Annotated in this window: 19 protein-coding genes; 7 read left to right on the top strand and 12 right to left on the bottom strand. The window is 70.4% G+C overall.

Annotated elements, in window-relative coordinates; genetic code table 11:
• Positions 1-271: 271 nt before the first annotated feature.
• Positions 272-1,876: a subtype B tannase gene (locus tag OG975_RS33700; protein ID WP_406336596.1), complete on the top strand. Its 1,605-nt coding sequence runs from the start codon at positions 272-274 to the stop codon at positions 1,874-1,876.
• 181 nt (positions 1,877-2,057) lie between these two features.
• On the opposite strand, the gene OG975_RS33695 is transcribed toward OG975_RS33700, so the two are convergent.
• Complete coding sequence (locus tag OG975_RS33695; protein WP_406333074.1) at positions 2,058-3,512, bottom strand: DHA2 family efflux MFS transporter permease subunit; 1,455 nt, start codon at positions 3,510-3,512, stop codon at positions 2,058-2,060.
• Positions 3,513-3,652: 140 nt separating this feature from the next.
• On the opposite strand from OG975_RS33695, the gene OG975_RS33690 reads away from it, so the two are divergent.
• Positions 3,653-4,099, top strand: coding sequence for a MarR family winged helix-turn-helix transcriptional regulator (locus OG975_RS33690; RefSeq protein ID WP_406333073.1), 447 nt, complete (start codon positions 3,653-3,655; stop codon positions 4,097-4,099).
• Here OG975_RS33690 and OG975_RS33685 read toward each other — a convergent pair.
• The gene (locus OG975_RS33685) at positions 4,090-5,172 is read right to left on the bottom strand and encodes an FUSC family protein (RefSeq protein WP_406333072.1); all 1,083 of its coding nucleotides are present in this window, start codon (positions 5,170-5,172) and stop codon (positions 4,090-4,092) included. The two genes, OG975_RS33690 and OG975_RS33685, sit on opposite strands and share 10 nt — an antisense overlap.
• An 80-nt stretch (positions 5,173-5,252) precedes the next feature.
• Between OG975_RS33685 and OG975_RS33680 the strand changes: the two genes are divergently transcribed.
• Complete coding sequence (locus tag OG975_RS33680) at positions 5,253-5,711, top strand: MarR family winged helix-turn-helix transcriptional regulator (RefSeq protein ID WP_406333071.1); 459 nt, start codon at positions 5,253-5,255, stop codon at positions 5,709-5,711.
• 140 nt (positions 5,712-5,851) lie between these two features.
• On the opposite strand, the gene OG975_RS33675 is transcribed toward OG975_RS33680, so the two are convergent.
• Both OG975_RS33675 and OG975_RS33670 read right to left on the bottom strand, forming a co-directional pair.
• Positions 5,852-7,210, bottom strand: coding sequence for a hypothetical protein (locus OG975_RS33675; protein ID WP_406333070.1), 1,359 nt, complete (start codon positions 7,208-7,210; stop codon positions 5,852-5,854).
• A 263-nt stretch (positions 7,211-7,473) separates the two neighbouring features.
• On the bottom strand, positions 7,474-10,485 hold the full coding sequence (locus OG975_RS33670; RefSeq protein ID WP_406333069.1) for a glycoside hydrolase family 3 protein: 3,012 nt from the start codon (positions 10,483-10,485) through the stop codon (positions 7,474-7,476).
• A gap of 133 nt (positions 10,486-10,618) precedes the next feature.
• Here OG975_RS33670 and OG975_RS33665 point away from each other — a divergent pair, with 133 nt between their 5' ends.
• The 3 genes from OG975_RS33665 to OG975_RS33655 are packed head-to-tail and all read left to right on the top strand — an operon-like array spanning position 10,619 to position 13,584.
• On the top strand, positions 10,619-12,487 hold the full coding sequence (locus tag OG975_RS33665) for a ricin-type beta-trefoil lectin domain protein (protein ID WP_406333067.1): 1,869 nt from the start codon (positions 10,619-10,621) through the stop codon (positions 12,485-12,487).
• A gap of 24 nt (positions 12,488-12,511) precedes the next feature.
• Complete coding sequence (locus tag OG975_RS33660) at positions 12,512-13,021, top strand: hypothetical protein (RefSeq protein WP_406333066.1); 510 nt, start codon at positions 12,512-12,514, stop codon at positions 13,019-13,021.
• A gap of 11 nt (positions 13,022-13,032) precedes the next feature.
• Positions 13,033-13,584, top strand: coding sequence for a hypothetical protein (locus OG975_RS33655; protein WP_406333065.1), 552 nt, complete (start codon positions 13,033-13,035; stop codon positions 13,582-13,584).
• Between the two features lie 16 nt (positions 13,585-13,600).
• Here OG975_RS33655 and cimA read toward each other — a convergent pair whose 3' ends face one another.
• The 7 genes from cimA to ureA all read right to left on the bottom strand — a co-directional run bounded on the left by cimA (position 13,601) and on the right by ureA (position 22,127).
• Positions 13,601-15,205: a citramalate synthase gene (gene cimA / locus OG975_RS33650; RefSeq protein ID WP_406333064.1), complete on the bottom strand. Its 1,605-nt coding sequence runs from the start codon at positions 15,203-15,205 to the stop codon at positions 13,601-13,603.
• 308 nt (positions 15,206-15,513) lie between these two features.
• Complete coding sequence (locus OG975_RS33645) at positions 15,514-16,590, bottom strand: TolB family protein (RefSeq protein WP_406333062.1); 1,077 nt, start codon at positions 16,588-16,590, stop codon at positions 15,514-15,516.
• A complete protein-coding gene (locus OG975_RS33640) occupies positions 16,587-17,837 on the bottom strand; it encodes a TolB family protein (RefSeq protein WP_406333060.1) in 1,251 nt (416 codons plus the stop codon). Before OG975_RS33640 ends, OG975_RS33645 begins: the two co-directional genes overlap by 4 nt.
• A 183-nt stretch (positions 17,838-18,020) precedes the next feature.
• Positions 18,021-18,611 carry a TetR/AcrR family transcriptional regulator gene (locus tag OG975_RS33635; RefSeq protein ID WP_406333059.1) on the bottom strand — a complete coding sequence of 197 codons (591 nt, stop codon included), beginning with the start codon at positions 18,609-18,611 and terminating at the stop codon, positions 18,021-18,023.
• Positions 18,612-18,622: 11 nt separating this feature from the next.
• Positions 18,623-19,660: an agmatine/peptidylarginine deiminase gene (locus OG975_RS33630; RefSeq protein ID WP_406333057.1), complete on the bottom strand. Its 1,038-nt coding sequence runs from the start codon at positions 19,658-19,660 to the stop codon at positions 18,623-18,625.
• A gap of 26 nt (positions 19,661-19,686) precedes the next feature.
• Positions 19,687-21,387 (bottom strand): urease subunit alpha, encoded by a 1,701-nt coding sequence (locus tag OG975_RS33625; protein WP_406333055.1) that lies wholly within the window; start codon positions 21,385-21,387, stop codon positions 19,687-19,689.
• On the bottom strand, positions 21,384-22,127 hold the full coding sequence (ureA, locus tag OG975_RS33620) for an urease subunit gamma (protein WP_406333054.1): 744 nt from the start codon (positions 22,125-22,127) through the stop codon (positions 21,384-21,386). Before ureA ends, OG975_RS33625 begins: the two co-directional genes overlap by 4 nt.
• Positions 22,128-22,311: 184 nt before the next feature.
• Here ureA and OG975_RS33615 point away from each other — a divergent pair, with 184 nt between their 5' ends.
• A complete protein-coding gene (locus OG975_RS33615; RefSeq protein WP_406333052.1) occupies positions 22,312-23,745 on the top strand; it encodes a cytosine permease in 1,434 nt (477 codons plus the stop codon).
• 215 nt (positions 23,746-23,960) lie between these two features.
• On the opposite strand, the gene OG975_RS33610 is transcribed toward OG975_RS33615, so the two are convergent.
• Positions 23,961-25,193, bottom strand: a complete 1,233-nt coding sequence (locus tag OG975_RS33610) for a KamA family radical SAM protein (RefSeq protein ID WP_406333051.1) — start codon at positions 25,191-25,193, stop codon at positions 23,961-23,963.
• Positions 25,194-25,198: the final 5 nt, after the last annotated feature.

The following is a 25,198-nucleotide window of genomic DNA, read 5'->3' as shown; positions in this document are numbered from 1 at the left end:
CAATGAAATTAACAGAATTGTTGACAATGTTTGGCGCGGCAAATTACGTTCGCAACACAAGATCGAGTAGGGCGCCACGTGTAGGCAACGAACCCGCACCGGCGCTGCGGTCCCGGCCAAGGCCCCGACCGTCAGCGCGTTGACTGCACTGGCCTGCATCCACTGCGTGGGCGTCCGGCGCGTATCACTTCGACTCGACGGCTGTTCGGACATGCCGCGAAGGGGAGAGACCTCAGTGAAGCACAGGGCAGTGAAGCGCAGGACCGTCGTCATGGGTATGGGCGCGACCGTCGGAGTCGTGGCAGCCGGCGGCTTCGCCTTGAGCGCGAACGCATCGAGCAAGTCCGGATCGAAGACCTCGGACGCCCTCGCCTTCGACAAGGACGCCTACACCGAGCTGACGACGACCATCACGGACGCCGGCGGCACCGACCACGAGGTGGTCTACCACTTCTGGAAGGCCATCACCTACGTCACCAACCCGGTCGACGAGGCGTACCAGAGCCTGAACGTCAGCGTCCCCGTCAAGATCGACGGCACCGCGGTCGACGCCACCAACGCTCCCATCGTCTTCGCCAACTCGGTGGGCGGCTACATGCCGTCGTCCGTCGCGGACGCCACCGGCGTGGGCGGCGCGAGCATGAGCGGCGGCCCCACGGGCGGCACCGGTACCAGCGCCTCCCCCAGCGCCTCGGCATCCGCCGGCAGCGGCACGGGTGAGGTCCAGTCCGGCGGCAACGCGATGGTGAACGCCCAGGGCGGCATGGTCAACCTCGGCAAGCTGGGCCTCGCGGCCGGTTACGTCGTCGTGGAGCCGGGTGCGCGCGGTCGTACCCTCAAGGACAGCGACGGCATCTACTACGGCACCGCGCCCGCCGCGATCGTCGACCTGAAGGCCGCCGTCCGCTACGTCCGCGCCAACCAGGGCGTCATCCCCGGCGACACCGACCGGATCGTGTCCACGGGCACCAGCGCCGGTGGCGCGCTGTCCTCCCTGCTCGGCGCGTCGGGCGACAGCCCGATCTACGACTCCTACCTCAAGGAGCTCGGCGCCGCCGACGCGTCCGACGCGATCTTCGCGACCGGCGCCTGGTGCCCGATCACCGACCTGGAGCACGCCGACGGCGCCTACGAGTGGAACTGGGGCACCAACGTCACGGCGAGCACCGGCAAGGTCGTCGACCAGACCGTCTCGAAGGACCTGCAGTCGCAGTTCGCCGAGTACCAGGCGTCCCTCAAGCTGCGCGGCCTGAATGGCTTCGGTCAGCTCAACGCCCGCAACTACGACGAGTACATGGTCGAGCAGTACCTGGAGCCGTCGGCCACCACGTACCTTGCGGACCTGTCGGACGCGGACCGCACGACCTACCTCGCCGCCAACACGTTCATCAACTGGGACGGCGAGAAGGCCACCTTCACCTGGGCCGACTTCCTCACCCACGTGGGCGCGCGCAAGAAGACCACGCCGGCCTTCGACGCCTTCGACCTGTCCGCGGGCGAGAACAACGAGTTCGGCGCGGGCACGACCGAGACCCGCCACTTCACGGCGTACGGCGCGAAGAACGACACCACGGGCCTGACCACCAAGCGGGTCGCGAGCGACATCCCCGAGAAGCTCGACCTGATGAACCCGATGTACCACTTCGCCAAGAAGAACCCGGGCCGCTCGAAGCACTGGTGGATCCGCCTCGGCACCAAGGACTCCGACACCTCGCTGACGGTCTCCGCCAACATCGCGGCCGCCGCCGACAACCTCGGCGACGACGTCAACCACCTCTACTACTGGGACGAGGGTCACGGGTCGAACATCGACCCGGCCGACTTCCTCACCTGGATCGCCAAGGTGACGGGCCACAAGAAGCGCGCCGGGAAGTAGCCTCCCGCTCCCTCGACGCGGCGTCCGTTCCTGCCTTCCCGCCTTCCCGCGTTCCCGTCTGCAACGGACGCCGCCGAAAACGACGCCGAGCCCCCGCACATCTGGGGCTCGGCGTCGCGGTGTTGCGGGACGTGCGGGACGTTCGGGACGTGCGTGACGTGCGTGACGTGCGGTGCTCGTATCAGCGGCACCCTGCGGGCTGCGGCCGACCGCCGGCCGGGACGCTCTCGGCAGCCGACAGCCCGGCGGTGTGACGGCGCAGCAGCAGGCAGGCCAGGATTCCGGCGGCCAGCACGGCCAGCGGCAGGACGGCGGCGGTGTGCAGGGTGGCGGTGAAGGCGGCGGCGTAGGTCTTGCCGGTGGCGAGTTCGACGGCGAGGCGGCTCTGCACCAGGGCGCCGACGGCGGCGGCACCGGCCACGGAACCGATCTGGCGGACGGTGTTGTTGACGCCGGAGGCGGCCCCGGCGAGGTGGCGCGGAATGTGCCGCATCGCCTCGGTGGACATGGGGGCGATGATGCAGCCGACGCCAAGACCGGTGACCAGGGTGGCCGGGACGAAGGCGTACCAGGCGGTGGTGGGCGCGGCGGTCAGGGTGATGGCGAGGATCCCGGCGCCGTAGCAGACGAGCCCGGTGAGCAGGACGTACTTGCCGCCGATACGGTCCGCCAGCCGGCCGGCGAAGGGGCCGACGGTCATCGACACCAGCGACGAGGGGGCGAGCACCAGACCGGCCTTGACGGGGCTGAGGTGCAGCACGGACTGCAGATAGAGGTTGAACGGCAGGACCATGCCGAGCATGGCGACGGAGACCAGGCCGACCAGGGCGGTCATCGCGGTGAAGTTGCGGTCCCGGAACAGCGCGAACGGGACGAGCGGTTCGCGGTCCTGGCGGCGCCGCTGGTGCAGGACGAAGCCGGCGCCCAGTGCGGCCCCGGCGCTGAGCAGCGCCCAAATCCCCGCTCCCCACTGGTAGTTCGCGCCTTCCTGGAGGCCGAAGGCCAGACAGAACAGGGCGGCCGTGGACAGCAGGACGCCGGTCAGGTCGAAGCGGTGGGCCCGCGCCGGCCGGATGTCGGGAACCACCAGGAACGTCAGGACGAACGCGGCCACCCCGATCGGCACGTTGACCAGGAAGATCCAGCGCCAGTTCACGGCGGAGACCAGCACACCGCCCAGGGTGGGCCCGGACAGGGTGGCCAGCCCGGCGACCATGCCCCAGATGCCCATGGCGGTGCCGCGGCGCTCGGCCGGGAAGACCGCGACGATGAGGGTCATGGTCTGCGGGGTGAGCAGCGCCGCACCCAGACCCTGCACGACCCGGGCGACGATCAGTGCCGTCGCGGTGGGGGCGAGACCGCAGGCGACGCTGGCGAGCGTGAAGACCACCAGGCCCGCCGCGAACAGCGTCCGGGGCCCGCGCAGATCACCGAGCCGGCCGGCCGTGATGATCAGCACCGACAGCGCCAGGGCGTAGCCGCTGACCACCCACAGGGTCCGGTCGAGCGAGGTGCCGAGGTCGCTCATCAGGTCCAGGATCGCGATGTTCACGATCGTCAGATCCAGCAGGGTCATGAAGAACCCCAGCGAGAGCGTCACCAGAACCGCCCACGGGTTCGCTCGCCACTTCCGCATGGTCGTGCCCCTTCCCTCCGCCCGGCGGTGTCCGGGTGTCTGCCTGAACAGTAATCCATCTTTTTAGATGCATCAATAGTGATGCATCTAGTCTCGATGCATCCATGATCGATGCATCGATCTTGATGTAATCTGGGGGCATGAACGGAGTCGAGCTGTTCCTCCTCGGACGCGCCCTGATGAAGATCGGCGAAGCCGCGATGCCGGAGCCCGAAGGCGGCGCCGGGCGCCACGGCGGCAGCGTGCGGTCCGTCCTCATCGTGGCCAGTGACGTGGCGACCCACCCCGACACCGCCGTGGGCGAGATCGCCGCCCGTACGGGCCTGCCGCAGAGCCAGGTCTCCACCGCCGTCGCCCGCCTCAAGGACACCGGTGCCGTCATCACCGCACCCGACCCGGCCGACCGCCGCCGCCTCCTCGTCCGCCAGGCCCCGCAGGTCTCCGCCCGCGTCGCCGAGGTCAGGGCCACCACCATCGACGACGCCCTCGACGCGGCCCTGGGTGACCGCACTCCCGAGCAGCGCAAGGAGGTCGCCGACGCGCTGGAGGTGCTGGCCCGCCACCTGGCTCCGCGCGATCAGCCTTGACGGTGGCCGATGACCGGGAGGCGTGGGGATGACCCGTCGGGGCCATGACGTCTTGGTGCCGGTACCGGGAGGAGCCACCATGCCGATGCCATCGCCAGTGCCGCGCCCAGTGCGATCGCTTCGAGGCGGGTCAGGAGGAGGCTCTGTGCGTCCTGGCCGTAGTAGCCGAGGAGGAGGGAGAGGGCGGTGGTCATGCCCGCCGCCCAGTACGCGTAGTTGAGCGGGCGCAGCCACAGGGCGAGGGCCAGGACGGCGAACATCAGGACAACGGACGTCCGGCCGGTGATCCCGGCCACGGCCACTCCGGTGGCCAGTACCGTTCCTGCGCAGGCCCCTACGAAGCGTTCGACTCCCTTGCGTACCACGTCGTTTCGGCCTCGGTTGCCGCTCGCCGCCACATACGCCGTGAGGACCATCCACGGCCAGTGCTGGTCGAAGAGCAGCCGTCCGAAGGTGAAGGCCCCGGCGACGGCAGCCGCCATCTGCACGGCCATGCGTGTGCTCGGGCGGGGGCGCAGCCGGGAGGGGCGCCGGGGGCGGTCCGGTGCGGGTTCGGGCCGCCAGGGGCCAAGGCGGTCGGCCGACGCCTGGACCAGCCGGACGCAGCCGCACGCCAGCATCCCGATCAGCGCCGCCCAGCCCCAACTCACCAGCGCGGACTGGTCCTTGGGCGGCAGCGCGGGGCCCGGCACCACGAGCAGGGCGATCAGCGGCAGCGTCATCAGGGTGCCCGCCTTCGTCGCGGCCGGGCCGAAGCGGCGGATCCAGATCGGCAGGGAGATACCGAGGGTGAAGACGGCGGCGCCGGCCGCGTAGTGATCCGCCACGAGGTGGCCGAGCAGGATCGAGACTCCGGCCACGGCGGGCAGCAGCACGAAGGACATGAGCCGCCCGCGGGTGTCCGCGGTCCGCTGGACGCCCGCCAGGGGGAGGGTCAGGGCGACCGCGAGGACGAGGACGTCGGCGTGCAGTCCGGCGGCGCCCTCCAGCCACAGGGCGGCGGCCCAGCAGAGCAGCACGGCCGTCATGGTCAGCGAAGCTTCGTAAGCATTGCGTATGAGTTTGACGGTCACTGCGCAGATGCTACGCCGGTCAGCGCGGTCAAGATAGCCGCAAGTGCGCACAATAGTACGTAGTCGCGTATGATCTCCCCATGGACCAGCTCTCCCGCGCCGCCCACCTCCGCCGCGGCATCATGCGGCTCAACCGCCGGCTGCGGCAGGAGCGGGGCGACGGTGCGCTCACCCCGAATCAGCTGGGGGTGCTCGGGCATCTGCGGCGGCACGGGCCCGCGACACCCGGCGAGGTCGCGGCGGCCGAGCGGCAGCGGCCGCAGTCGCTGACCCGGGTCTTCGCCGAGCTGGAGGCGGACGGGCTGATCGCCCGGGAGCCCGGCACCGCCGACCGGCGCCAGTCCGTGCTCACGCTCACCGCGGAGGGCCGCCGCGCGGTGGAGCGGGACATGGCCGAGCGGGACGTCTGGCTGGCCGCGGCGCTCGGCACGCTGAGCGAGACCGAGCGCGAGGTGCTGCGGCTCGCGGGTGCGCTCATGGACCGGCTCGCGGACGCCGAGGTGTCCGAAGCCGACCGAACCACCGGTCCCGGCAACTGAACCACCGGTCCCGCAACTGAACTACCGGTCCCGGCAACTGAACCACCGGTCCCGTAACTCAGCTACCAGTCCCGGTAATTGAACTACGCGCCCCAATACGGGACTTCCTCTGGTCCTGAAGGGCCGGCACCGGAGCCCCCTCAGAAACCTCCGCCGAAGTCCCCTCCCCCACCGAAGTCGCCGCCTCCGCCGTCCCCGAAGCCGCCGCCGAAGTCGCCGGGGTCGAAGTCGGAGCCCGAGACGTCGCCGCCGTCGTAGCCTCCGGCGCCGAAGTCGCCGTATCCGGAGCCGTAGTCGGCCGCGTACGAGGGGCTGGACATCATGCTGCCCAGCATCGTGCCGACGAGGAGGCCGGGCAGCACGCCGCCGCCGAAGTAGCCGCCCGCCCAGGGGCCGTACGCCGGGCCCGCGTCCCAGTACGGGCGGCGGCCGTAGTCCGTCTCGACCTCGCGGATCGCCGGGTCGGAGCCGTCGGCGAGGCGGGCCTGGTCCGCCGCGCAGACCGGGACCTCCCGGGACGCGCCGCCCACGGGCGTCCAGGTCGCGTCGGTGACGGAGGGGCCGTGGCGCGGGTCGAAGAAGCAGGGGGCGCGGCGCTCGGGGACCGGGCGGCTCTCGCGGCGCGCGGCGAGCACCGCGAGCGAGAAACGGCCGTCCTCCAGGGACTGCGTGACCGCCCGTACGTCCTCGGGGCGCGTGGCCGCGGCCATATACGCCTTCGCCTGCTCGTACGCGTCCAGCCCGCGCTCGTAGTCCGCCCGCATCGCGTCGTCGGCGCCCGCTTCGGCCGGGTGGAAGTCGAGACGGTCGAGTTCCTCACCGAAGGCCGTGATGTCCTCGTCGACCACGACGCGGAGCTTGTCCAGTGCTTCCTGTTGTTCCCGCGCCTTACGGCGGCGGTCTCGGCGTACGAGGGTGTACGCGCCCGCGCCGCCCGCGACGACCACCGCACCGAGCAGGATCAGGGCGCCCGTGGAGACGCCGCTTCCCTTGTCGCCGCCTCCGCTCCAGCTCGCCGGGGCCGAGCCGCCGATGTTGCTGAGCGCGCTGTCCGTGAAGTCGTTCAGCTGGGTGTTCGTGTCGTTCTCGCCCTGGACGCTGGTGACCAGGTTCTGCACGGCGGTGCGGGGCATCACGGCGGAGTCGGCGCGGGCGTCGAAGAGGGTGCCGAGTCTGATGGCGTACAGGCCTGTGATGCCGGTGGAGGTGCGGAGGTTCTGGAAGAGGTTCTGGGTGGGGAAGCCGGCGGGGAGGACTGCGATGAGGATGGGCTTGTTCGCGTGCTCGATCTTCTTGGCCAGGGCGTCCGCGTCCGTGGTGGAGAGCTGGGCTGCGGCGGCGGGGTCGACGTAGACCGGGCTCTTTTTGAGGGCTGCCGCGATGGTGGAGATGTCGGTGGACGCGTGGGCGGTGGGGGCGGGGGTTGCGAGCGCCGCCAGGGCTGCCAGCAGCAGTGCAATCAGCAGGCCTGGGAGTCCTCGGGCGAGTACGGCCTTCATGTCTTCGAAGCTACCCGAAGGTGCGCAAATGTGGACATCGGTGCCGGTATTTCGCCCCCGCCGCCCCTACCCGTCCCATCCCTGGGGGCTGCGCCCCCAGACCCCCGCTTAAAAGATTGCGCAGTTCCCCGCGCCCCTTTTAGGGGCGCGGGGAACTGCGCGAACGGCCCCCACCGGCCCGCACCCGACACACAACCCACGGGGTCTGGGGCGGAGCCCCAGAAGGATGGGACGGGTAGGGGCGGCGGGGGCGACGAACCGTTCTAGGCGGCCCTGTAGGCCTCCGTCAGGCTCGCTATCGCCGAGGCGTAGTGGCCGGTCAGGAGGAGGTGGTCGGCGTTGGCGAAGGGTTTGGTGGTGGTGGGGGTGAGGGTCTGGCCCAGTTTCTGCTGGACGAGGAGGCGGGCCTGGGTCACGGCGGCTCGGCCGGCTTCGGCGGAGCCGGTGCGGTCTGCGGCCTCGGCGGCCTTGGCGAGGGTCTTGAGGGTCGCCGTGCCGCCCGCGGGCACCTTGGTGAGGGTCGTCAGGCCCCAGCCGTACGGGAACTGCGGATCGTACGACGTGTCACCGACGTTGATCGGGAGCTGGGACTCCGACTTCGGCCAGGTGACCGGAAGCTGACCGGTGAACGCCCGCTTGCCGTACAGCACGTCCGCCACTCCGTCGCCCTCCGTTCCCGGCAGCCAGGAGGCGACCAGCGCGTCGATGCCGGCGAGACGGTCGCCGATCAGTTGCGGGCGGCCCGAAACGATCAGCACCGCACACTTCATGGCCGCGCACACCTTGTCGACGGCCGCTTTGTCGGCTGCGGTCAGTTCCAGGTCGTTGCCGTTGCCCACGTCGCCCACGCCCTCGGCGTACGGGGTCTCGCCGACGACCACCACGCCCACGTCGTAGCCGGACGTAGGTGCCGAGGCGTCCTTCGAGTACGTGACGTCACCGCCCGCGCTTCGCATGCCCTCCAGGATCGTCGTGCCCTGGGTGACCGGGCCGGATGCGCCCTGCCACGTGATCGTCCAGCCGCCCGTCTGGTTGCCGAGGTCGTCGGCGTTCGATCCGGCGACGTACACCTTCTGGGACTTCTTCAGCGGCAGGACGCCGCTCGCGTTCTTCAGCAGGACCTGGGACTCGGCCGCCGCCTCGCGGGCCACCGCCCGGTGCGCGGGTGAACCGATTGCCGCCGCCCCACTCGTGTCGGCGTACGGCTTCTCGAAGAGGCCCAGCTTGAACTTCTGGGTGAGGATGCGCGAGACGGCGTCGTTCACCCGGCTCTCGCTCACCCTGCCCGCCTTCACCTCGTCGATCAGGGTCGTACGGAAGTCCTTGTACGCGTACGGGACCATGATCATGTCGAGGCCGGCGTTGACGGACGTACGGACGTCGGACGCGTAGTCGCCGGGGATCTGGTCGATGGCCGCCCAGTCGCTGATGACGAAGCCGTCGAAGCCCATGCGGTCCTTGAGCACGCCGTTGATCATGTCCGCGCGGGCGTGCATCTTCACCGGGCCCTGGCCGTCGCCGAGGATGTCGAGTGAGGAGTAGGACGGCATGACCGAGCCGATGCCGCGGTCGACCGCCGTCTGGTAGGGCGATAGGTGGATCGCCTCCAGCTGCTCCCGGGTGACCTTCGTGATGCCCTGGTCGATGGTGTACGAGCCCGTCGTGGACGAGCCGTACTCCGTGCCGCCGTCGCCGGCGAAGTGTTTGGCGGTGGCGAGCACCTTGTCGTCGTCCTTCAAGTCCTTGCCACTGCGGGCGCCTTGGAGGCCTTGGATGATCGTCTCCATGGACTTGACGAGCGCCGGGTCCTCACCGAAGGACTCGTACGAGCGGCCCCACCGTTCGTCGCGGGTCACACAGAGGCAGGGGGCGAAGTCCCACGGGATGCCGGTGGCGCGGACTTCCGATGCCGTCACCGCGCCTGTCCGCTGGGCTAGTTGGGGGTCGCGGGTCGCGCCGATGCCGATGTTGTGCGGCATGATCGTCGCGCCGGTGAGGTTGTTGTGGCCGTGCACCGCGTCCACGCCGTAGATCAGCGGGATCTGGAACCGTGTTGCCTGCGCCCGGAGTTGGAAGGCGTCGATCATCTTCGCCCAGGCCGCGGGGGTGTTGGGGGTGGGAGTGGAACCGCCGCCGGAGAGGAGCGAGCCGAGGTCGTACGTCGCGATGTCACCCTGCGCCGTCAGCGCGCCGCGCTCGGCCTGGGTCATCTGCCCGGCCTTCTCCTCCAGCGACATCCGCGACACGAGGTCGGCGACCCGCTTCTTGAGCGGCAGTTTCGCGTCCAGGTACGGCAGTCCGTGGGCGTCGATGACGACCTGCGGGGTCTCGGCGGGGGCCTTCGCGCCGGTGACCGTGAGCTTGAGGGGGATCGTCTCGGCCGGTTCGGCGGACTTGTCCTTCAGCGTGGACACCTGGACCGTGCGCGAGGCGCCGGACGCCGTGCCCGCCGGGAAGGTGATCTCGCCCTTGACCGGTGTGTAGTCCTTGCCCGACTCGGCGGTGCCGCCCGCGCTCTCGTACGCGACGGTCACGGGCTCGTCGATCGGGGCGGAGCCGGTGGTGGCGACGGACACCCGCACCGTGGCCGCGCCGCCCTCCTTCACCGGGTAGACGGCGGAGTCCGTGCGGACGCTCGCCCGCAGGGACTGGTCCGCCTTGCCGTACAACTCGACGTCGTCCATGGCGAACTGGCCCTTGACGCCGACCGGGAGCGTGACCGCGTACCCCCACATCCCGGTGAGACCGAGGACTTGGTCGATGCCGCCGACGGGCTGGTAGTCCGTGCGATAGGTGAAGTCGGTGAAGGGGATCTCGATCTGCTTCCAGCCGGTGAAGTCGTCGGTGAAGGACGTCGTCCACAGTTCGGAGGCCTCGCCGTTGGCGCCGCCGTCCTTGATCTCGAACGCGGTCTTCTTGCCGGTGTTCCGGCCGTCCCACCAGAAGCGGATGCCCTTGTGCGCGGACCAGTCGTGGGCGGGCTGGCCGGCGGCGAAGTCGTGGGTGAAGCCGCCGTAGCCGCTGATGTCGTAGGTGCCGGTGAGGACGTTGGCGCCCTCGGGGGCGTCCGACCGTGCGGTCAGGGCGAGTTGGGGCGGGTCGTCGTTGTCGCTGCCCCAGGTGAAGATGCCCTCGGCGGGCTGGCTCGCGAAGGGCACCTCGCCTTCGAAACGGTCGACTGGGACAGGGGCGGGGTCGTCGGCCGCCTGGGACACGGCCGGTGACAGCAGCGCGGCCAACAGGGCGGTGGAGACGAGCAGGGCGGTTCTTGGCATGGACCTTCCCTCGGCTCTCGGGTCTCTGGTTCACTCTGGTTCGCACAGTTCACTCATGACTTAGATCACGCCGTGAGTTAACTAACGGCCCGCAGACCCGTCAAGACGTCTCGTCAGGAAGGGCGACGCTTTCATGTCCAGGAGAACCCCCCGCACGGCCCGGCTGTTGCTGGCCGGACTGCTCTCCGTGGCCGGCCTCACCGCGGCCGTACCCCCCGCGCACGCGGCCGGTGAACAGGTGACCGCCTGGCTCACCACCACCGACGACACCGGCGGGCGCCATGTCGTCCGCGGGCTCCAGGCCCAGACCCCGTTCGCCTTCCAGTCCGGCAGCGGTGGCAGCGGCGAGAACATCACCGTCGACGAGAACACCCGCTATCAGACCTTCACCGGCGGTGGCGCCTCCTTCACCGACACCGCCGCCTGGCTGATGAACAGCAGTGGCGCGCTGAGTCAGGCCACGCGGGACGCGACCATGCGGAAGCTGTTCTCGCCGACGGACGGCATCGGGCTGTCGTTCCTGCGCAATCCGATGGGCGCGTCGGACCTCGCCCGGTACGGGTACACGTACGACGACGTGCCGTCGGGGCAGACGGATCCGAACCTCACACAGTTCTCGATCGCGCACGACCTGGCGGACGTGGTGCCGCTGACGAAGCAGGCGCTCCAGCTGAATCCCGCGCTGACCGTGATGGCCTCACCGTGGACGGCGCCCGCCTGGATGAAGGACAGCGGGCAACTCAACGGCGGCTGGCTCAAGTCGGAGGACTACGGTGCGTACGCCTCGTACTTCGTGAAGTACCTCCAGGCCTACCGGGACCAGGGCGTGCCCGTCTCGTACGTCACCGCGCAGAACGAGCCGACGTGCTGCTCGGGGTACCCCTCGATGAGCTGGAACGCCTCGGGGCTCGCGTACTTCACGAAGAGCGAGCTGCTGCCCAAGCTCCAGGCGGCGGGGCTGTCCACCAAGGTCCTTGCCCACGACTGGAACTGGGACGTGTACGACTCCTACGCGGCGTCGACCGTCGACGACGCGGCGGTCCGCTCGCACCCGAACTTCGGCGGGATCGCCTGGCACGGGTACGGCGGTGACGTCACGAAGCAGACGAGCGTGCACAACCAGTACCCCGGGGTCGACGCCTTCGGCACCGAGCACTCCGGCGGCACCTGGATCGCCAACCAGCAGCGCGAGGACATGCTCAACATCGTGGACTACACCCGGAACTGGGCGAAGTCGGTGACGAAGTGGTCGCTGGCCGTGGACCAGAACATGGGACCGCACAACGGCGGTTGCGGGACCTGTACCGGGCTGATCACCGTGCACAACGGGGACGGGGCGAGCGGGACCGTCGACTACACCGTCGAGTACTACACGATGGGGCATCTGACGAAGTTCGTACGGCCGGGGGCGCAGCGCATCGCGTCCACCGCCAGCTCCTCCGTGCCGAACGTGGCCTGGCGGAATCCTGACGGAAGCAAAGCGCTGATCGCCTACAACGACGCGTCGGCCGCGAAGACCGTGACCATCAACTGGGGTTCACAGCACGCGACTTACTCGCTGCCGGGCAAGACGTCGGCGACGTTCACCTGGTCGGGGACGCAGGCGGGGGGCGGCAGCCAGTCGGGGGCCTTCGTGGGTCTCGCGGGCAAGTGCCTTGATGTGGCCGGGGGTTCGAGCGCGAACGGGACGGCGGTGCAGCTCTATGACTGCAACGGCAGCGCGGCGCAGCAGTGGACCGTACAGGCGGACGGCTCGGTCCAGACGCTCGGCAAGTGCCTGGACGTGACATCCGCGTCGACCGCCGACGGGGCGAAGACGCAGTTGTACGACTGCAATGGGACCGGTGCACAACGGTGGTCGTACAACTCGTCGACAGGTGATGTGGTCAATACGGCGGCCGGCAAGTGCCTCGACGTGACGGACAACTCGTCGGCGAACGGGGCAAGGGCACAGATCTGGTCGTGCAGCGGGGCCGCCAACCAGAAGTGGCACTTGCAGTAGCCACGTCGGCGGAGGGGCGAGGGCATGAGGCGTACGGGGGTGGCCGCGGTGGGTGCGGCCGCGGGGTGTCTGCTGCTGGGCGGGTGCAGCCCGGCACAGCTGTCGCTCGCGGCCGTCCGGCTGGACGGGGACGGCACGCCGGTCGCCACGGTGCGGCTGTGCGACGGCGACCACGGCAGCCGGGCGGAACTGCACAGTTGGCCCACCGACCACCCCGACGCCAGTGAAGCGGACGCCCAGGACAGCGGCTGGGGGCCGAAGATCGGCGAGCGGGTCGAGGTCTCCACGGCGACGTTCCCGCTCTTCTCGCCGCCCGCCGCCTGGCACACGGAGGCGACCGGCCCGCAACGGCTGCGACCCGGCCGCAGCTACGGCCTCGACGTCACCGGCCCCCGATCCGGCTGGTCCCCGTACGACGTCTGGGTCTACTTCACCACCGAGGATCTGAACCGGCTGAAGCCCGGCCAGGTCTGGGCCGACGGCCGTGCGATGAGCCGGGACGCCTTCGAGGACCTTGTCGACGACAAGTGCTGAGGGGGTGCGCGATGACGTGGAGACGACGACGCGAGGCGGCGGTGGCCGGTCCGACGACCCGGATACGGCGACGCGTGGCGGGAGTGGCGAGTGTCGTGGGTGCCCTGGCGCTGTTGAGCGGGTGCGGAGCCGAGCTGCGCCCCTTGGCAGCGGTCTACCTGGACGGGTCCAGCGCCCCGCGGGCGCTGCTGCGGCCGTGCGGCGACGACCTCGTCCAGGGGCTCGGCCTCACCGGCGTGCCGGACACGGCGGACTCCGGCTCCGATTCCGTACGCAACCGCTCCGGCTGGAAGGTCTCCGGCAAGCGGCACGGCTCCGACGCCGACTTCCCGCTCTTCTCGCCGCCACGGCAGTGGCACAGCCGCGCGGCCGGGGAGCAGCGGCTGGTGAAGGCGTACACGTACGAACTCGCCTTCGGGAAGGCCGAGTACAACTACGAGTACACCGGCACGGTCACCTTCCGGCCCGCCGACCTGAACCGGCTCAAGCCCGGCCAGGTCTGGGCCGACGACCGTGCCATGAGCCTCGGCGAGTTCGAGAGACTCGCCGAGGACTCGTGCTGACGCGTCGCCGGGGCTGTTACGCCGCGGGCTCTACCCCGGCCCGCAGCAGCCCGTACGTGTACGCGTCCTCCAGGGCCTGCCAGGACGCGGCGATGACGTTCTCGGCGACGCCCACCGTGGACCACTCGCCCGTGCCGTCCGAGGTGGAGATCAGGACGCGCGTCGTGGACTGGGTGCCGTGCTTGCCCTCGAGGATGCGGACCTTGTAGTCGACGAGCTCCAGCTTGGCGAGCTGGGGGTAGATCTTCTCCAGGGCGACCCGGAGGGCACGGTCGAGGGCGTTGACCGGACCGTTGCCCTCGGCGGTGGCGACGATGCGCTCACCCTTGGCGAAGAGCTTGACCGTGGCCTCGTTGGCGTGGGTGCCGTCGGGGCGGTCCTCGACGATCGCCCGCCAGGACTCCACCTCGAAGTACTTACGGGCCTTGCCCTCGGCCTCCGCGCGGAGCAGGAGCTCGAAGGACGCGTCGGCCGCCTCGAACGTGTAGCCCTGGAGCTCGCGCTCCTTCACGCGTTCCACGACCCGGCCCACCAGCTCGCGGTCGTCGCTGATGTCGATGCCGAGCTCTTTGCCCTTGAGCTCGACGGAGGCGCGGCCCGCCATGTCGGAGACCAGCATCCGCATGGTGTTGCCGACCTGCTCGGGCTCGATGTGCTGGTACAGGGCCGGGTCGACCTTGATCGCGGAGGCGTGCAGGCCCCCCTTGTGGGCGAAGGCGGAGACGCCCACGTACGGCTGGTGCGTGGCGGGGGTGAGGTTGACGACCTCGGCGATCGCGTGCGAGATCCTCGTCATCTCGCGCAGGGCGCCTTCGGGGAGCACCTTCTTGCCGTACTTCAGCTCCAGGGCCGCGACCACCGGGAACAGGTTCGAGTTGCCGACCCGCTCGCCGTAGCCGTTGGCCGTGCACTGCACGTGGGTCGCGCCCGCGTCCACCGCGGCCAGGGTGTTCGCGACCGCGCAGCCCGTGTCGTCCTGGGCGTGGATGCCGAGCCGGGCGCCGGTGTCCGCGAGGACCGTGGCGACGACCGCCTGGACCTGGGCCGGGAGCATGCCGCCGTTCGTGTCGCAGAGCACCACCACGTCGGCGCCCGCCTCCGAGGCCGCGCGGACCACGGCCTTCGCGTACTCCGGGTTCGCGCGGTAGCCGTCGAAGAAGTGCTCGCAGTCGACGAAGACCCGGCGGCCGTGGGAGCGGAGGTAGGACACCGTGTCGCGGACCATCTCCAGGTTCTCTTCGAGGGTGGTCCGCAGGGCGAGTTCCACATGGCGGTCGTGGGACTTCGCCACCAGCGTGATCACCGGGGCGCCGGACTCCAGCAGCCCCTTGACCTGCGGGTCCTCGCTCGCCTTGGCTCCCGCGCGGCGGGTGGAGCCGAACGCCACCAGCTGGGCGTGCTTGAAGTCGATCTCCTGCTGGGCGCGGGCGAAGAACTCGGTGTCGCGCGGGTTGGCGCCGGGCCAGCCGCCCTCGATGAAGCCCACCCCGAAGTCGTCCAGGTGCCGTGCGATGGCCAGCTTGTCCGCCACGGTGAGGTTGATGCCCTCACGCTGCGCGCCGTCGCGCAGGGTCGTGTCGAAGACGTGGAACGAATCGTCGAGCTCGCTGGTTTCGGTCATGGTGTTCGGCTCCTGATGTCGGATCTCGGTCTGTACCGGAATGACCGGCTCCACCGTCCCCCAATACTCCCTCGCGCTCTCTTCCCGGCTTGAGGTGGGCCAGGAAAACGAAAAACCTCTCGCGGGTGCGAGAGGTCTGCGCGCGGGTCGAGGACGACGGTGTCCGCCCGTACGTGGTGGTACGTGGCGGTCACTGCGGACCGGCGCGCCTGCTGCCAATAATCATGGCGAACGAGAGCACGGGGGCAGTCTGGCACATACCGCCCCCGTGCTCACGGGGTGTCTCAGGATGCGAACAGCGCGTGGGTTCAGCGCACGGTGAGGAACACGTCCGAGACCCCGTTGGTGTCCCCCGGCACCAGGTCGTCGGCCGTGGAGCCGAAGACGACGGCACGGCCGTGCCGGGTGACCGCGCCCGGAAGGGCGGTCGCGCCCGCCGGGCCGACGGTGCGGCGTTCGCCGGTGCGCCGGTCGAGCAGCACCAGCCCGTCGTCCTCGGCCAGCAGGACGTGCCGCAAGGTGCTGTCGGCCGCGTCGGCGACCCCGTCGGCGATCCGCTGGACGAGGTCGGTGCGCAGGTCGCGTACGTACGCAGCCGAAGTCCCGTCCTCCGCCAGGGAGTTGAAGAGGACCCGGCTGCCGTCGGAGGAGAGCTGGACGAGACCGGCCGAGGTCCCGGTGTCCACCCGGCGCGTCTCGCCCGTGCCGCGGTCCTTGACGTAGAGCTGGACGACGGCGCCCTGGCCCGTGCGGACGAGCAGGCCGTACGCGACGGTGCGGCCGTCCGCGCTGAGCGAGGCGCCCATGATCATGCCCTCGGGCGGCAGCGGCGAGATCCGCTCGTCGGCGCCGGTGGCCAGGTCGCGGACGTACAGCACGCGGGCGTACTGGTCACCGGCCCGATTGCCGATCGTGTACGCCACCTGCCGGCCGTCGGCGCTGATCGCGGTGGCCTCGCCCAGCTCGTAGGAGGCCGTGTCGGGCAGCTGAGCCGGCCACAGCTGCTGTGTCTCCCCGGTCACACGGTCGTAGACGTACGGCTTCGGGTAGCGGTTGCCGTTGGAGTACGCGACGCGGCGGCCGTTCGCGCTGAGCACCGCGTGCGTGGTGTAGAGCATGTCCTCGGGCACCTGGGTCAGCGTCCCGGTGCGCAGGTCCTTCACATACACGCGGGTGTCGTAGCCGCCCGTGGGGTCCGCCGAGACGAAGACGGCGTACCGGCCGTCGGCGCTGACCGTGCCGCCGGACGACGCGGCCGTGAGCTGGACACCGCCGGTGCCGGTGCTCACCCGCTCGGTTCCCGCCGGCGCGGCGTGGGCGGGGGTCACGGTCAGGGTGAGCGCGGCGGCCAGGGCGGCGGCGCTCCACAGCGACGACGGTCTCATCGGCGCCCCTCCAGTTCCCGTACGAAGATGTCGTCGACCCCGTTGCCGTCGCCGGGGACGAGGTTCGTGGCCGCGGAGGAGAAGGCGGCCCGGCTCCGGCTGAGCGACACCGTGCCCGCGGCGCCGTCCGCCTGGGTGCCGTCGGCGGCGACGCTCACGCGCTCGACGGCGCCCGTCCGCAGGTCCTTGACGAAGACGTCGGCGACGCCGTTCGTGTCGCCGGGGACGAGGTTGGTGGCGCTGGAGACGAAGGCGACGCGGCGGCCGTCCGCGCTCAGAACCGCGCCCTGGCTCGGGCCGTCGGGCGGGGTGCCGTCGGTGGCGGTGCTCACGCGCACGGTGGTCTGCCGGTCGCGGTCGAAGAGAAACACGTCGGTGTAGAAGTTCTTGTCGTCGGGCACAAGCGAACTCACATTGGAGTTGAAGGCCACCAGCCGGCCGTTCGCGCTGATGGATCCGTCCCACGAACTCTGCTTGTAGACGAAGCGGGTGGGCAGGCTCACCTGTTCCGTCGTGCCCTTCACCCGGTCGCGCACATACACGTTCAGGGCGTGGGTGTAGTCGTGCGAGGGGTCCAGCTGGTCCGCCGTGTCGAAGACGACGAACCGGCCGTCCGCACTGAACGAGGTCGCCCCGGAGTCGCTTTCGCCGAGGGTGCCGTCGGTGCGGTACTGGATCAGCTCGGTGCGGCCGGTCCTGCGGTCGAGGACGACCGCGTCGTCCCGGCCGTTGGTGTCGCCGGGCGCGGCGTCCGGGGTCGCGGTGGTGTACGACACGAACCGGCCGTTCGCGCTGATCACGGGCGAGTAGTTGAGCCTGTAGCGGGGCGGTGCGTCCGGGTGGCCGGCGCTGATGCGCTGGGTCCGGTGTGTTCTGCGGTCGTGGAGGTAGATGTCGTCGAGGCCGTTGTCGTCGCCCTTCGCGAGTGCGGCGGTGGTGGCGAAGACGACGTAGCGGCCGTCCGCACTGATCGCGGGGTGGTCGGCCGGGCCCTCGGCGACGCGCTGGGTGCGGCCGGTATGCAGGTCGCGCACGAAGACGTCCGCGACACCGTTCGTGTCCCCGCGCACGAGGTTGCCGGCGGCCGAAGTGAACACCACATAGCGGCCGTCGGCGCTGATCGCGGGCGCGGCGGACGCGCCGTCGCCCTCATGTCCGCCGGTGGCGGTACTGATCCGCTCGACGCGTGGTGCGTGCGGGGCCGCCGTGGTGGTCGGGACGGCGGCTCCGACGAGCCCGACCACCATGGCGGCACCTAAGGACACACGTGCAGCACTGGACATGATTTCCCCCGGAATCCTGTCGACCCCCGGTCCCGCACCGGGGGCTCATCCGGATGCAACCGCACCACGCACCCCGGGTCAATGCGCTCGATTACGTACAACCCGGGCGACTGATCGACCGTCCGCGAACCCCGCAAGCCAACGCCGTCAGCCGAGCGACTCGTCCAGGAACTCCCTTACGTGGGACAGGATCTGGGCACGGTCGGTGCCGCGCAGACCGATCGCCACATGGATGGAGAAGCCGTCGAGCAGGGCGCGCAGCCGGGCGGCGAAACGGTCCGGGTCGACGGCCCGGAACTCGCCGCGCGAGACGCCCTCCGCGATCAGCGCCACCAGGTCGCGGTGCCAGGCGCCCTCGATGGCGACCTGTCGCTCGCGGGCGTCGTCGTCGGCGTTCTGCGAGCGGTTCCAGACCTCCAGCCAGAGCGTCCAGTGCGGGTCGCGGTGGCCGTCGGGGACGTACAGGTCGACGTACGCGTCGAGGCGTTCGCGGGCGGTTCCCCGTGCGGCCAGCAGTCGGCCGCGCTCCCCGCCGAGGCGGCCCTCGCTCCACTCCAGGGTCTGCAGCAGCAGTTCGTCCTTGGAGCGGAAGTAGTAGAGGAGATGGCCGCTGCTCATGCCGACCTCGCGGCCGAGCGCCGCCATGGTGAGTTTCTCCAGACCGCGCTCCGCGATCATGTCCATGGCGGCGGCGAGCACGTCCTCCCGCGGGGGCGCGTTCTTTCGCGCACCGGCCATCGCCCGACTCCCTAGATCTTCGGCTGCTGCTGGGTGATGCAGTGGATGCCTCCGCCGCCCGCGAAGATCGTACGTGCGTCCACCAGTGTCACCGTCCGCTCCGGGAACAGCCGGCGAAAGATCCCGGCCGCGATCTCGTCGCGCGGGTCGTCGAAGCCGCAGAGCACGACGCCGCCGTTGCAGAGGTAGTGGTTGATGTAGGAGTAGTCGGCCCAGTGGCCGTCGGCCTCCAGGACGGTCGGGGCCGGGACCTCGACGACCTCCAGACGGCGGCCACGCGCGTCGGTCTGCGCCTTCAGCAGGCCGATGATCTCCTTGCTGACCTCGTGGTCGGGGTGTGCCGGGTCCTGCTGGGAGTGCGCGACGATCACGCCGGGGCGCGCGAAGGCGGCCACGATGTCGACATGGCCGAGCGTGCCGAATCCGTACGGCGGATAGTCGCCGGTCAGTCCGCGCGGCAGCCAGATCGCCTTGCGGGTGCCGAGCTGGGCGTGGATCTCCGCCTCGACCTGTTCGCGGGTCCAGTCGGGGTTGCGCTCGGGGCCGAGCTGCACGGTCTCGGTGAGCAGCACGGTGCCCTCGCCGTCGACGTGGATCGCACCGCCCTCGTTGATCAGCTTCGAGGCGTACGTACGCGCTCCGGCGAGGTCGGCGACATGCGCACCGATCTTGGAGTCGTACTCCCAGCGGGCCCAGTCCTGGGCGCCCCAGCCGTTGAACGTCCAGTCCACGGCGGCGAGTTCACCCTTCCCGTTGGTGAGGAAGGTGGGGCCGATGTCACGCATCCAGGCGTCGTCGAGTTCGCGTTCGACGGTGTCGATGTCCGGGCCGAGCAGCGCCCGCGCGTCGGCCGACTGCCCCGGCCCGACCACGACCGTGACGGGTTCGAAGCGGCGGATCGTCCGGGCCACCGCCGCCCAGGCCGCCCGCGACTCCGCGAGGTCGTCCGGGTTGTCGAAGGTGGGGTTGGGGCCCGGCCACGCCATCCAGGTGCGCTCGTGCGGGGTCCACTCGGCGGGCATGCGGAAGCCGTCGGCGGCAGCAGACATCGGGGGGTCCTTAGGGGCGGTGAACATCAGAGGAAGTAGAGGCGGTTGAGGGATACGGAGTCGGCGGGCTCGGAGCGCAACGGGTCGCCGTCGAGGGTGACCAGTCCGGTGCGCTGGTCGACATCGACGGCTCCGGTACGGGAGTTGAGCCGCAGGTCGGCGGGGCCGATTCCGCGGGTGCCGCGCACGGCGACCCGTCGGCGGCGCGTCGGCATGCGGTCGTTGCCCTGGTCGAGCGCCGCCTGCGCGACGAAGGCCACCGAGATCTCGGCGGGTGTCGCGCCGTGTGCCCCGAACTGCGGTCCCAGGACAAGGGGTTCACAGGTGTCGGTAGCGGCATTGGGGTCGCCGACGACTCCGTACGCCGGGAAGCCGGACTTCAGCACGAGCTGCGGCTTGGCGCCGAAGTACTCGGGCCGCCAGAGCACGATGTCGGCGAGCTTGCCGACCTCGATGGAGCCGACCTCGTGGGCGAGGCCGTGCGCGATGGCGGGGTTGATGGTGAGCTTGGCCATGTAGCGCAGGACGCGTTCGTTGTCGTGGTCCTCGGGGGCGCCGAGCTCGGCCTTCATCTTTCCGGCCATCGCGAAGGTACGGCGTACGGTCTCGCCCGCGCGGCCCATGCCCTGCGCGTCCGACGAGGTGATGCCGATCGCGCCCAGGTCGTGCAGCACGTCCTCGGCGCCCATCGTGCCGGCCCGGATCCGGTCGCGGGCCATGGCCGCGTCTCCGGGCAGGTCGGTCTTCAGGTCGTGGACGGAGACGATCATCCCGTAGTGCTCGGCGACCGCGTCGCGGCCGAAGGGCAGGGTGGGGTTGGTGGAGGAGCCGATGACGTTCGCAACTCCCGCCATTTTCAGGACATTGGGCACGTGTCCGCCGCCGCAGCCCTCGATGTGGAAGGCGTGGATGGTCCGGCCGTCGAGCACCCTCAGGGTGTCCTCGACCGACAGACATTCATTCAACCCGTCGCTGTGCAGGGCAACTTGGACATCGTGCTCCTCGGCGACACGCAACGCGGTGTCGAGCGCGCGGGTGTGGGCGCCCATGTCCTCGTGGACCTTGAAGCCGCTCGCGCCGCCCTCGGCGAGGGCCTCGACCAAGGGCGCGTCGGAGGACGAAGAACCCCGGCCCAGGAAGCCGATGTTGACCGGCCAGGCGTCGAACGCACTGAAGGCGTGACGCAGCGCCCAGGGGGAGTTGACGCCGACACCCCACACCGGCCCGAACTCCTGGCCGATGATCGTGGTCACGCCGGAGGCGAGCGAGGCCTCCATGATGCGCGGCGACAGCAGGTGGACGTGGGTGTCGACGGCTCCGGCGGTGGCGATCAGCCCCTCGCCCGAGACGATCGAGGTCCCCGTACCGACCACCACGTCCACCCCGTCTAGGGTGTCGGGGTTTCCGGCCCGCCCGATCGCGCAGATCCGTCCCTCGCGAATGCCGATGGAGACCTTGCGGATCCCCTGGACCGCGTCGATCACCACGACATTGCTGATGACGACGTCGCACGTCTCGCGGACGGCGGCGGCCTTGAGGTGCAGCCCGTCACGGGCGGTCTTGCCGAAGCCGGCGAGGAACTCGTCGCCGTACTTCTGGGCGTCGGACTCGACGCGGATGGTCAGCCCCGAGTCGCCGAGGCGGACGCGGTCACCGGCGCGGGGTCCGTGGGTGGCGGCGTAGGCGTAGGGATCGACGCCGCCGGTCATCGGTTCGACGCTGCTCATCGGTCTGCTCCCTGAGAATCGTCTCCGGAAGAATCCGCCCCCTGAGGCTCGGCTCCCTGAGGCTCGGCTCCCAGATATCCGCAGGCGGCGGCCCTGCGCAGGGCCTCTTCCTTCGCTCCGGGCGCGTCCAGCGGCCCGTCGACCAGACCGGCGAACCCGATGGCGATCCGCTCGCCGCCGATCGGCACGAGCCCGACCTCGACGCTCTCCCCCGGCCCGAAGCGCACGGACGACCCGGCGGGCACGGCGAGCCGCCTCCCGTAAGCCATCTCCCGGACGAAGTCGAGGCGCGGATTGGCTTCGAAGAAGTGGAAGTGGGAGGTCACGGAGACGGGCACGGTCGCGGTGTTCGTCACCGTCAGGCGGACGACCGCCCCGGGCTCGGTGTGCACCGGCCCCGGCAGCAGCGCACCCGGGCCCCGCTCCCCCAGGCCGCCCCCGCCGATGGGATCGCTCACCACCGCGAGCCGCGAACCGTCGTCGAAGACGGCCTCGACATGCACCTCGGTGACGACGTCCGCGACGCCCGGCAGGACGTCGTCGGGGCCGAGCACGGAGCGGGCCGCCTCGATGGCCTCGGCGAGCCGGCGCCCGTCGCGGGCGGCCTCGCACACGGTGTCCGCGATGAGCGCGGTCGCCTCCGGCACATTGAGCCGGAGGCCGCGCGCCTTGCGGGCCCGGGCCAGTTCGGCGGCCGAGAACAGCAGCAGCCGGTCACGTTCCGTGGGGGTCAGTCTCACGTCCCGACACCTCCTTGCCTTCCTCGCTTTAGAGCATCACTCTAAACCGAGGATTCATGAAACGGAAACATTGACGGACGACCTTCGAAGACGTCACATTGAACGTCGCTCTAACTCTCGGAGCATCGCTCTCACTCTCAGAGCGTCGCTCAAACTCTCAGGCGGCCGTCGAAGGAGACCAGCCATGCCGATCGAACAGCGCGGAGTCGACACCATCCCGGACGAGGAGCGCACCAGCGGGCCGCGGGATCTGATGTCGATCCTGCTGGGCTCCAACCTCTGCCTGGGGGTGATCATCTTCGGCTGGCTGCCGCCGTCCTTCGGGCTCGACTGGTGGTCGTCGGTGAGCTCGATCGTGGCGGGCACGGTGATCGGCACAGCACTGACGGCGCCGCTCGCCCTGGTGTCACTCCGTACCGCGACGAACCTCTCCACCTCCTCCGGCGCCCAGTTCGGCGTACGGGGACGGCTGGTCGGCTCGGTCGTCGGCCTGCTCCTCGCGCTCGGCTACACCGCGCTGACCGTCTGGATCGGCGGCGATGTGATGGTGAGCGTGCTCGGCCGGCTGTTCGGGCTGCCGGACAACGGCCTGTCGTACGCCGTCGTCTACGGGCTGCTGGCGGCGGCGACGGTGGCGGGCGCGGTGTACGGCTACCGGGTGCTGCTGGCCATGTCCCGCGTCCTGGCGATCGGCATGACGGCCCTGCTCGTCGTCGGCGTGATCGCGTACGCCCCGCACTTCACCACCGCGGCGCTCCCGGAGACCGGCGGCTACCTGCTCGGCTCCTTCTGGCCGACGTGGCTGCTGGCGGCAGTGGCGGCGGGCCTGTCGGGCCCCATCGCCTTCATCACCCTGCTCGGCGACTACACCCGCTACATCTCCCCGTCGCGCCACTCCTCCCGCACGGTCCTGCACGCCACATGGCTGGGCCTGATCGCCGGTCTCCTGGTCCCGCAGCTCTTCGGCACCTTCACGGCGTACGCGGCCCGCGCGGCCCTCGACTACGCGGGCCCGCTGGTCGCCGCGTCCCCCACCTGGTACCTGATCCCGCTGCTGCTGGCCGCCTCCGCGGGCTCGGTCGGCAACGCGGGACTCATGCTCTACTCCATGGGCCTCGACCTCGACGCGATCCTGCCCCGCGCCTCGCGTGCCCGGGCCACTTGCACCGTCGCCGTCGTCGCCACCGTCTGCGTCTTCGTCGGCCACTACGCGTGGGACGCGCAGTCCGCGATGACGTCCTTCGTGCTGCTGCTCACGGCGATCGGCACCCCCTGGGCCGTGATCACCCTCATCGGCTTCGCCCGCTGCCGCGGGGTGTACGACGCCGACGCCCTCCAGGTCTTCAACCGCCATTCCCGGGGCGGGGTCTACTGGTATCGGGCGGGCTGGAACATCCCCGCCACCGTGGCGTGGGTGCTGGGGGCCGCCGTAGGACTGCTGGCCGTGTCCCTGCCGTCGTACGAGGGCCCGCTGCTGTCACTGACCGGCGGCGTGGACTGCAGCTTCCTGCTGTCGGGCGCGGTGGGCGGGGTGGTCTACCTGGCGCTGACGCCCCGGCCGACCTCAGCCCGCCTCAAGGCCGGGAAGGAACCGGCCAGCGCCGAAAGCAGGTTCTAAGACCTCAGCAACCCCACGCTCGCGAGGCTGGCCAGGGCAATCCCCATGCTGGCGGCGAAGACGGTCGCGGCCGTTGGCCAGATATCGGTCAACCGGCTCACCGAACTCCTCCGAATGATCACGGCGGTCAACGCGATCACGAGGGACAGCAAGATTGCCACGGCCAGGGAGAGAGCGGCCACCGCGGACGACGGTTGGGACGGTGCGGCTGACATTCAGCCCACCTCCAGCCCCGGCAGGAACTCGCTCGCGCCAAAAGCGGGCTTGAGGTCGGTGAACCAGGTCGCGCCCTCGTCGTAGGCGGCGAAGAACGGGCGGTCCACCAGCTCGGGATTGCGCGCCTGGATGAGGTGCAGTACGAAGACCTTCTCGCCGGCGACCTCGGCGACGCCGTCCACACAGACCTTGCCGGGCATCGCCGACATGACCGGGCCGCGCACGGTACGGGCGAGGCCGGAGACACGGGCGTAGGCGTCGCGGAAGATCTGGTGGCCGCGGGCCAGCGGCACCCCGAAGTAGCCCTGCGGGCCGGTGTCCCGCTCCACGAACTGGTAGTACGGCACCGCGCCGAGCGTCGTGGTCTCGTCCCACAGCTCGGCCCAGGCGTCCGCGCTGTCGTTGATGCCGGCCACCAGCGGGCCCTGGCAGCGGATCACGGCGCCCGTGTCGCGCACCCGGCGCATCGCGTCGCGCACGACCGGCGGCCGCAGTTCCTGCGGATGCGTGAAGTGGGCCATCAGCGCGAGGTGACGGCCGCTCGCGACGACCTTCTCGAAGAGTCTGAGCAGGTCGTCGGCGTCCCGGTCGGACACGAAGCGGTACGGCCAGAAGGCGAGCGACTTGGTGCCGATGCGGATCGAACGGATCGTGTCGATCTCCAGCAGCGGTTCGACATAGCGGCTCAGTACCTCGGTGCTCATCACCAGCGGATCGCCGCCCGTGATCAGGGCGCTGGTGACCTCCGGGTGCGCGCGCAGATAACCGGTCGTCGCGGCGATGTCGTCGGTCGCGATGCGGAGTTCCGACTCGCCGACGAACTGGGGCCAGCGGAAGCAGTACGTGCAGTACGCGTGGCATGTCTGGCCCTGGCGCGGGAAGATCAGCACCGTCTCGGGGTACTTGTGCTGGAGGCCGGTGAGGCGCTCGCCCTCGTGCACGGGGACGTTGGCGTCGAGCTGGCCCGAGGGGTGCGGGTTGAGTTTCATCCGGATCTCGTGGGCCGCGCGCAGCACGTCGGCCTTCGGCGCGTCCCGGGCGAGCAGGTCCGCCATCCGCCGCAGATCGGGCGCGGGCAGCATCCCGGACTGCGGGAAGGTCAGCCGGAAGATCGGGTCGTCGGGCACGGCCGACCAGTCGATCAACTCGTCGACCACATAGGCGTTCGTACGGAACGGCAGGACCGCGGACACGGCCCGCAGGGCGAGCCGCTCGGCGGGGGGCAGGGACACGCGCT

This window comes from Streptomyces sp. NBC_00203 (assembly GCF_045206325.1).
Taxonomy (GTDB): Bacteria; Actinomycetota; Actinomycetes; order Streptomycetales; family Streptomycetaceae; genus Streptomyces; species Streptomyces lutosisoli.
The sequence above is the reverse complement of the archived record's forward strand: the minus strand, read 5'-3'. Positions and strand labels throughout refer to the sequence as shown.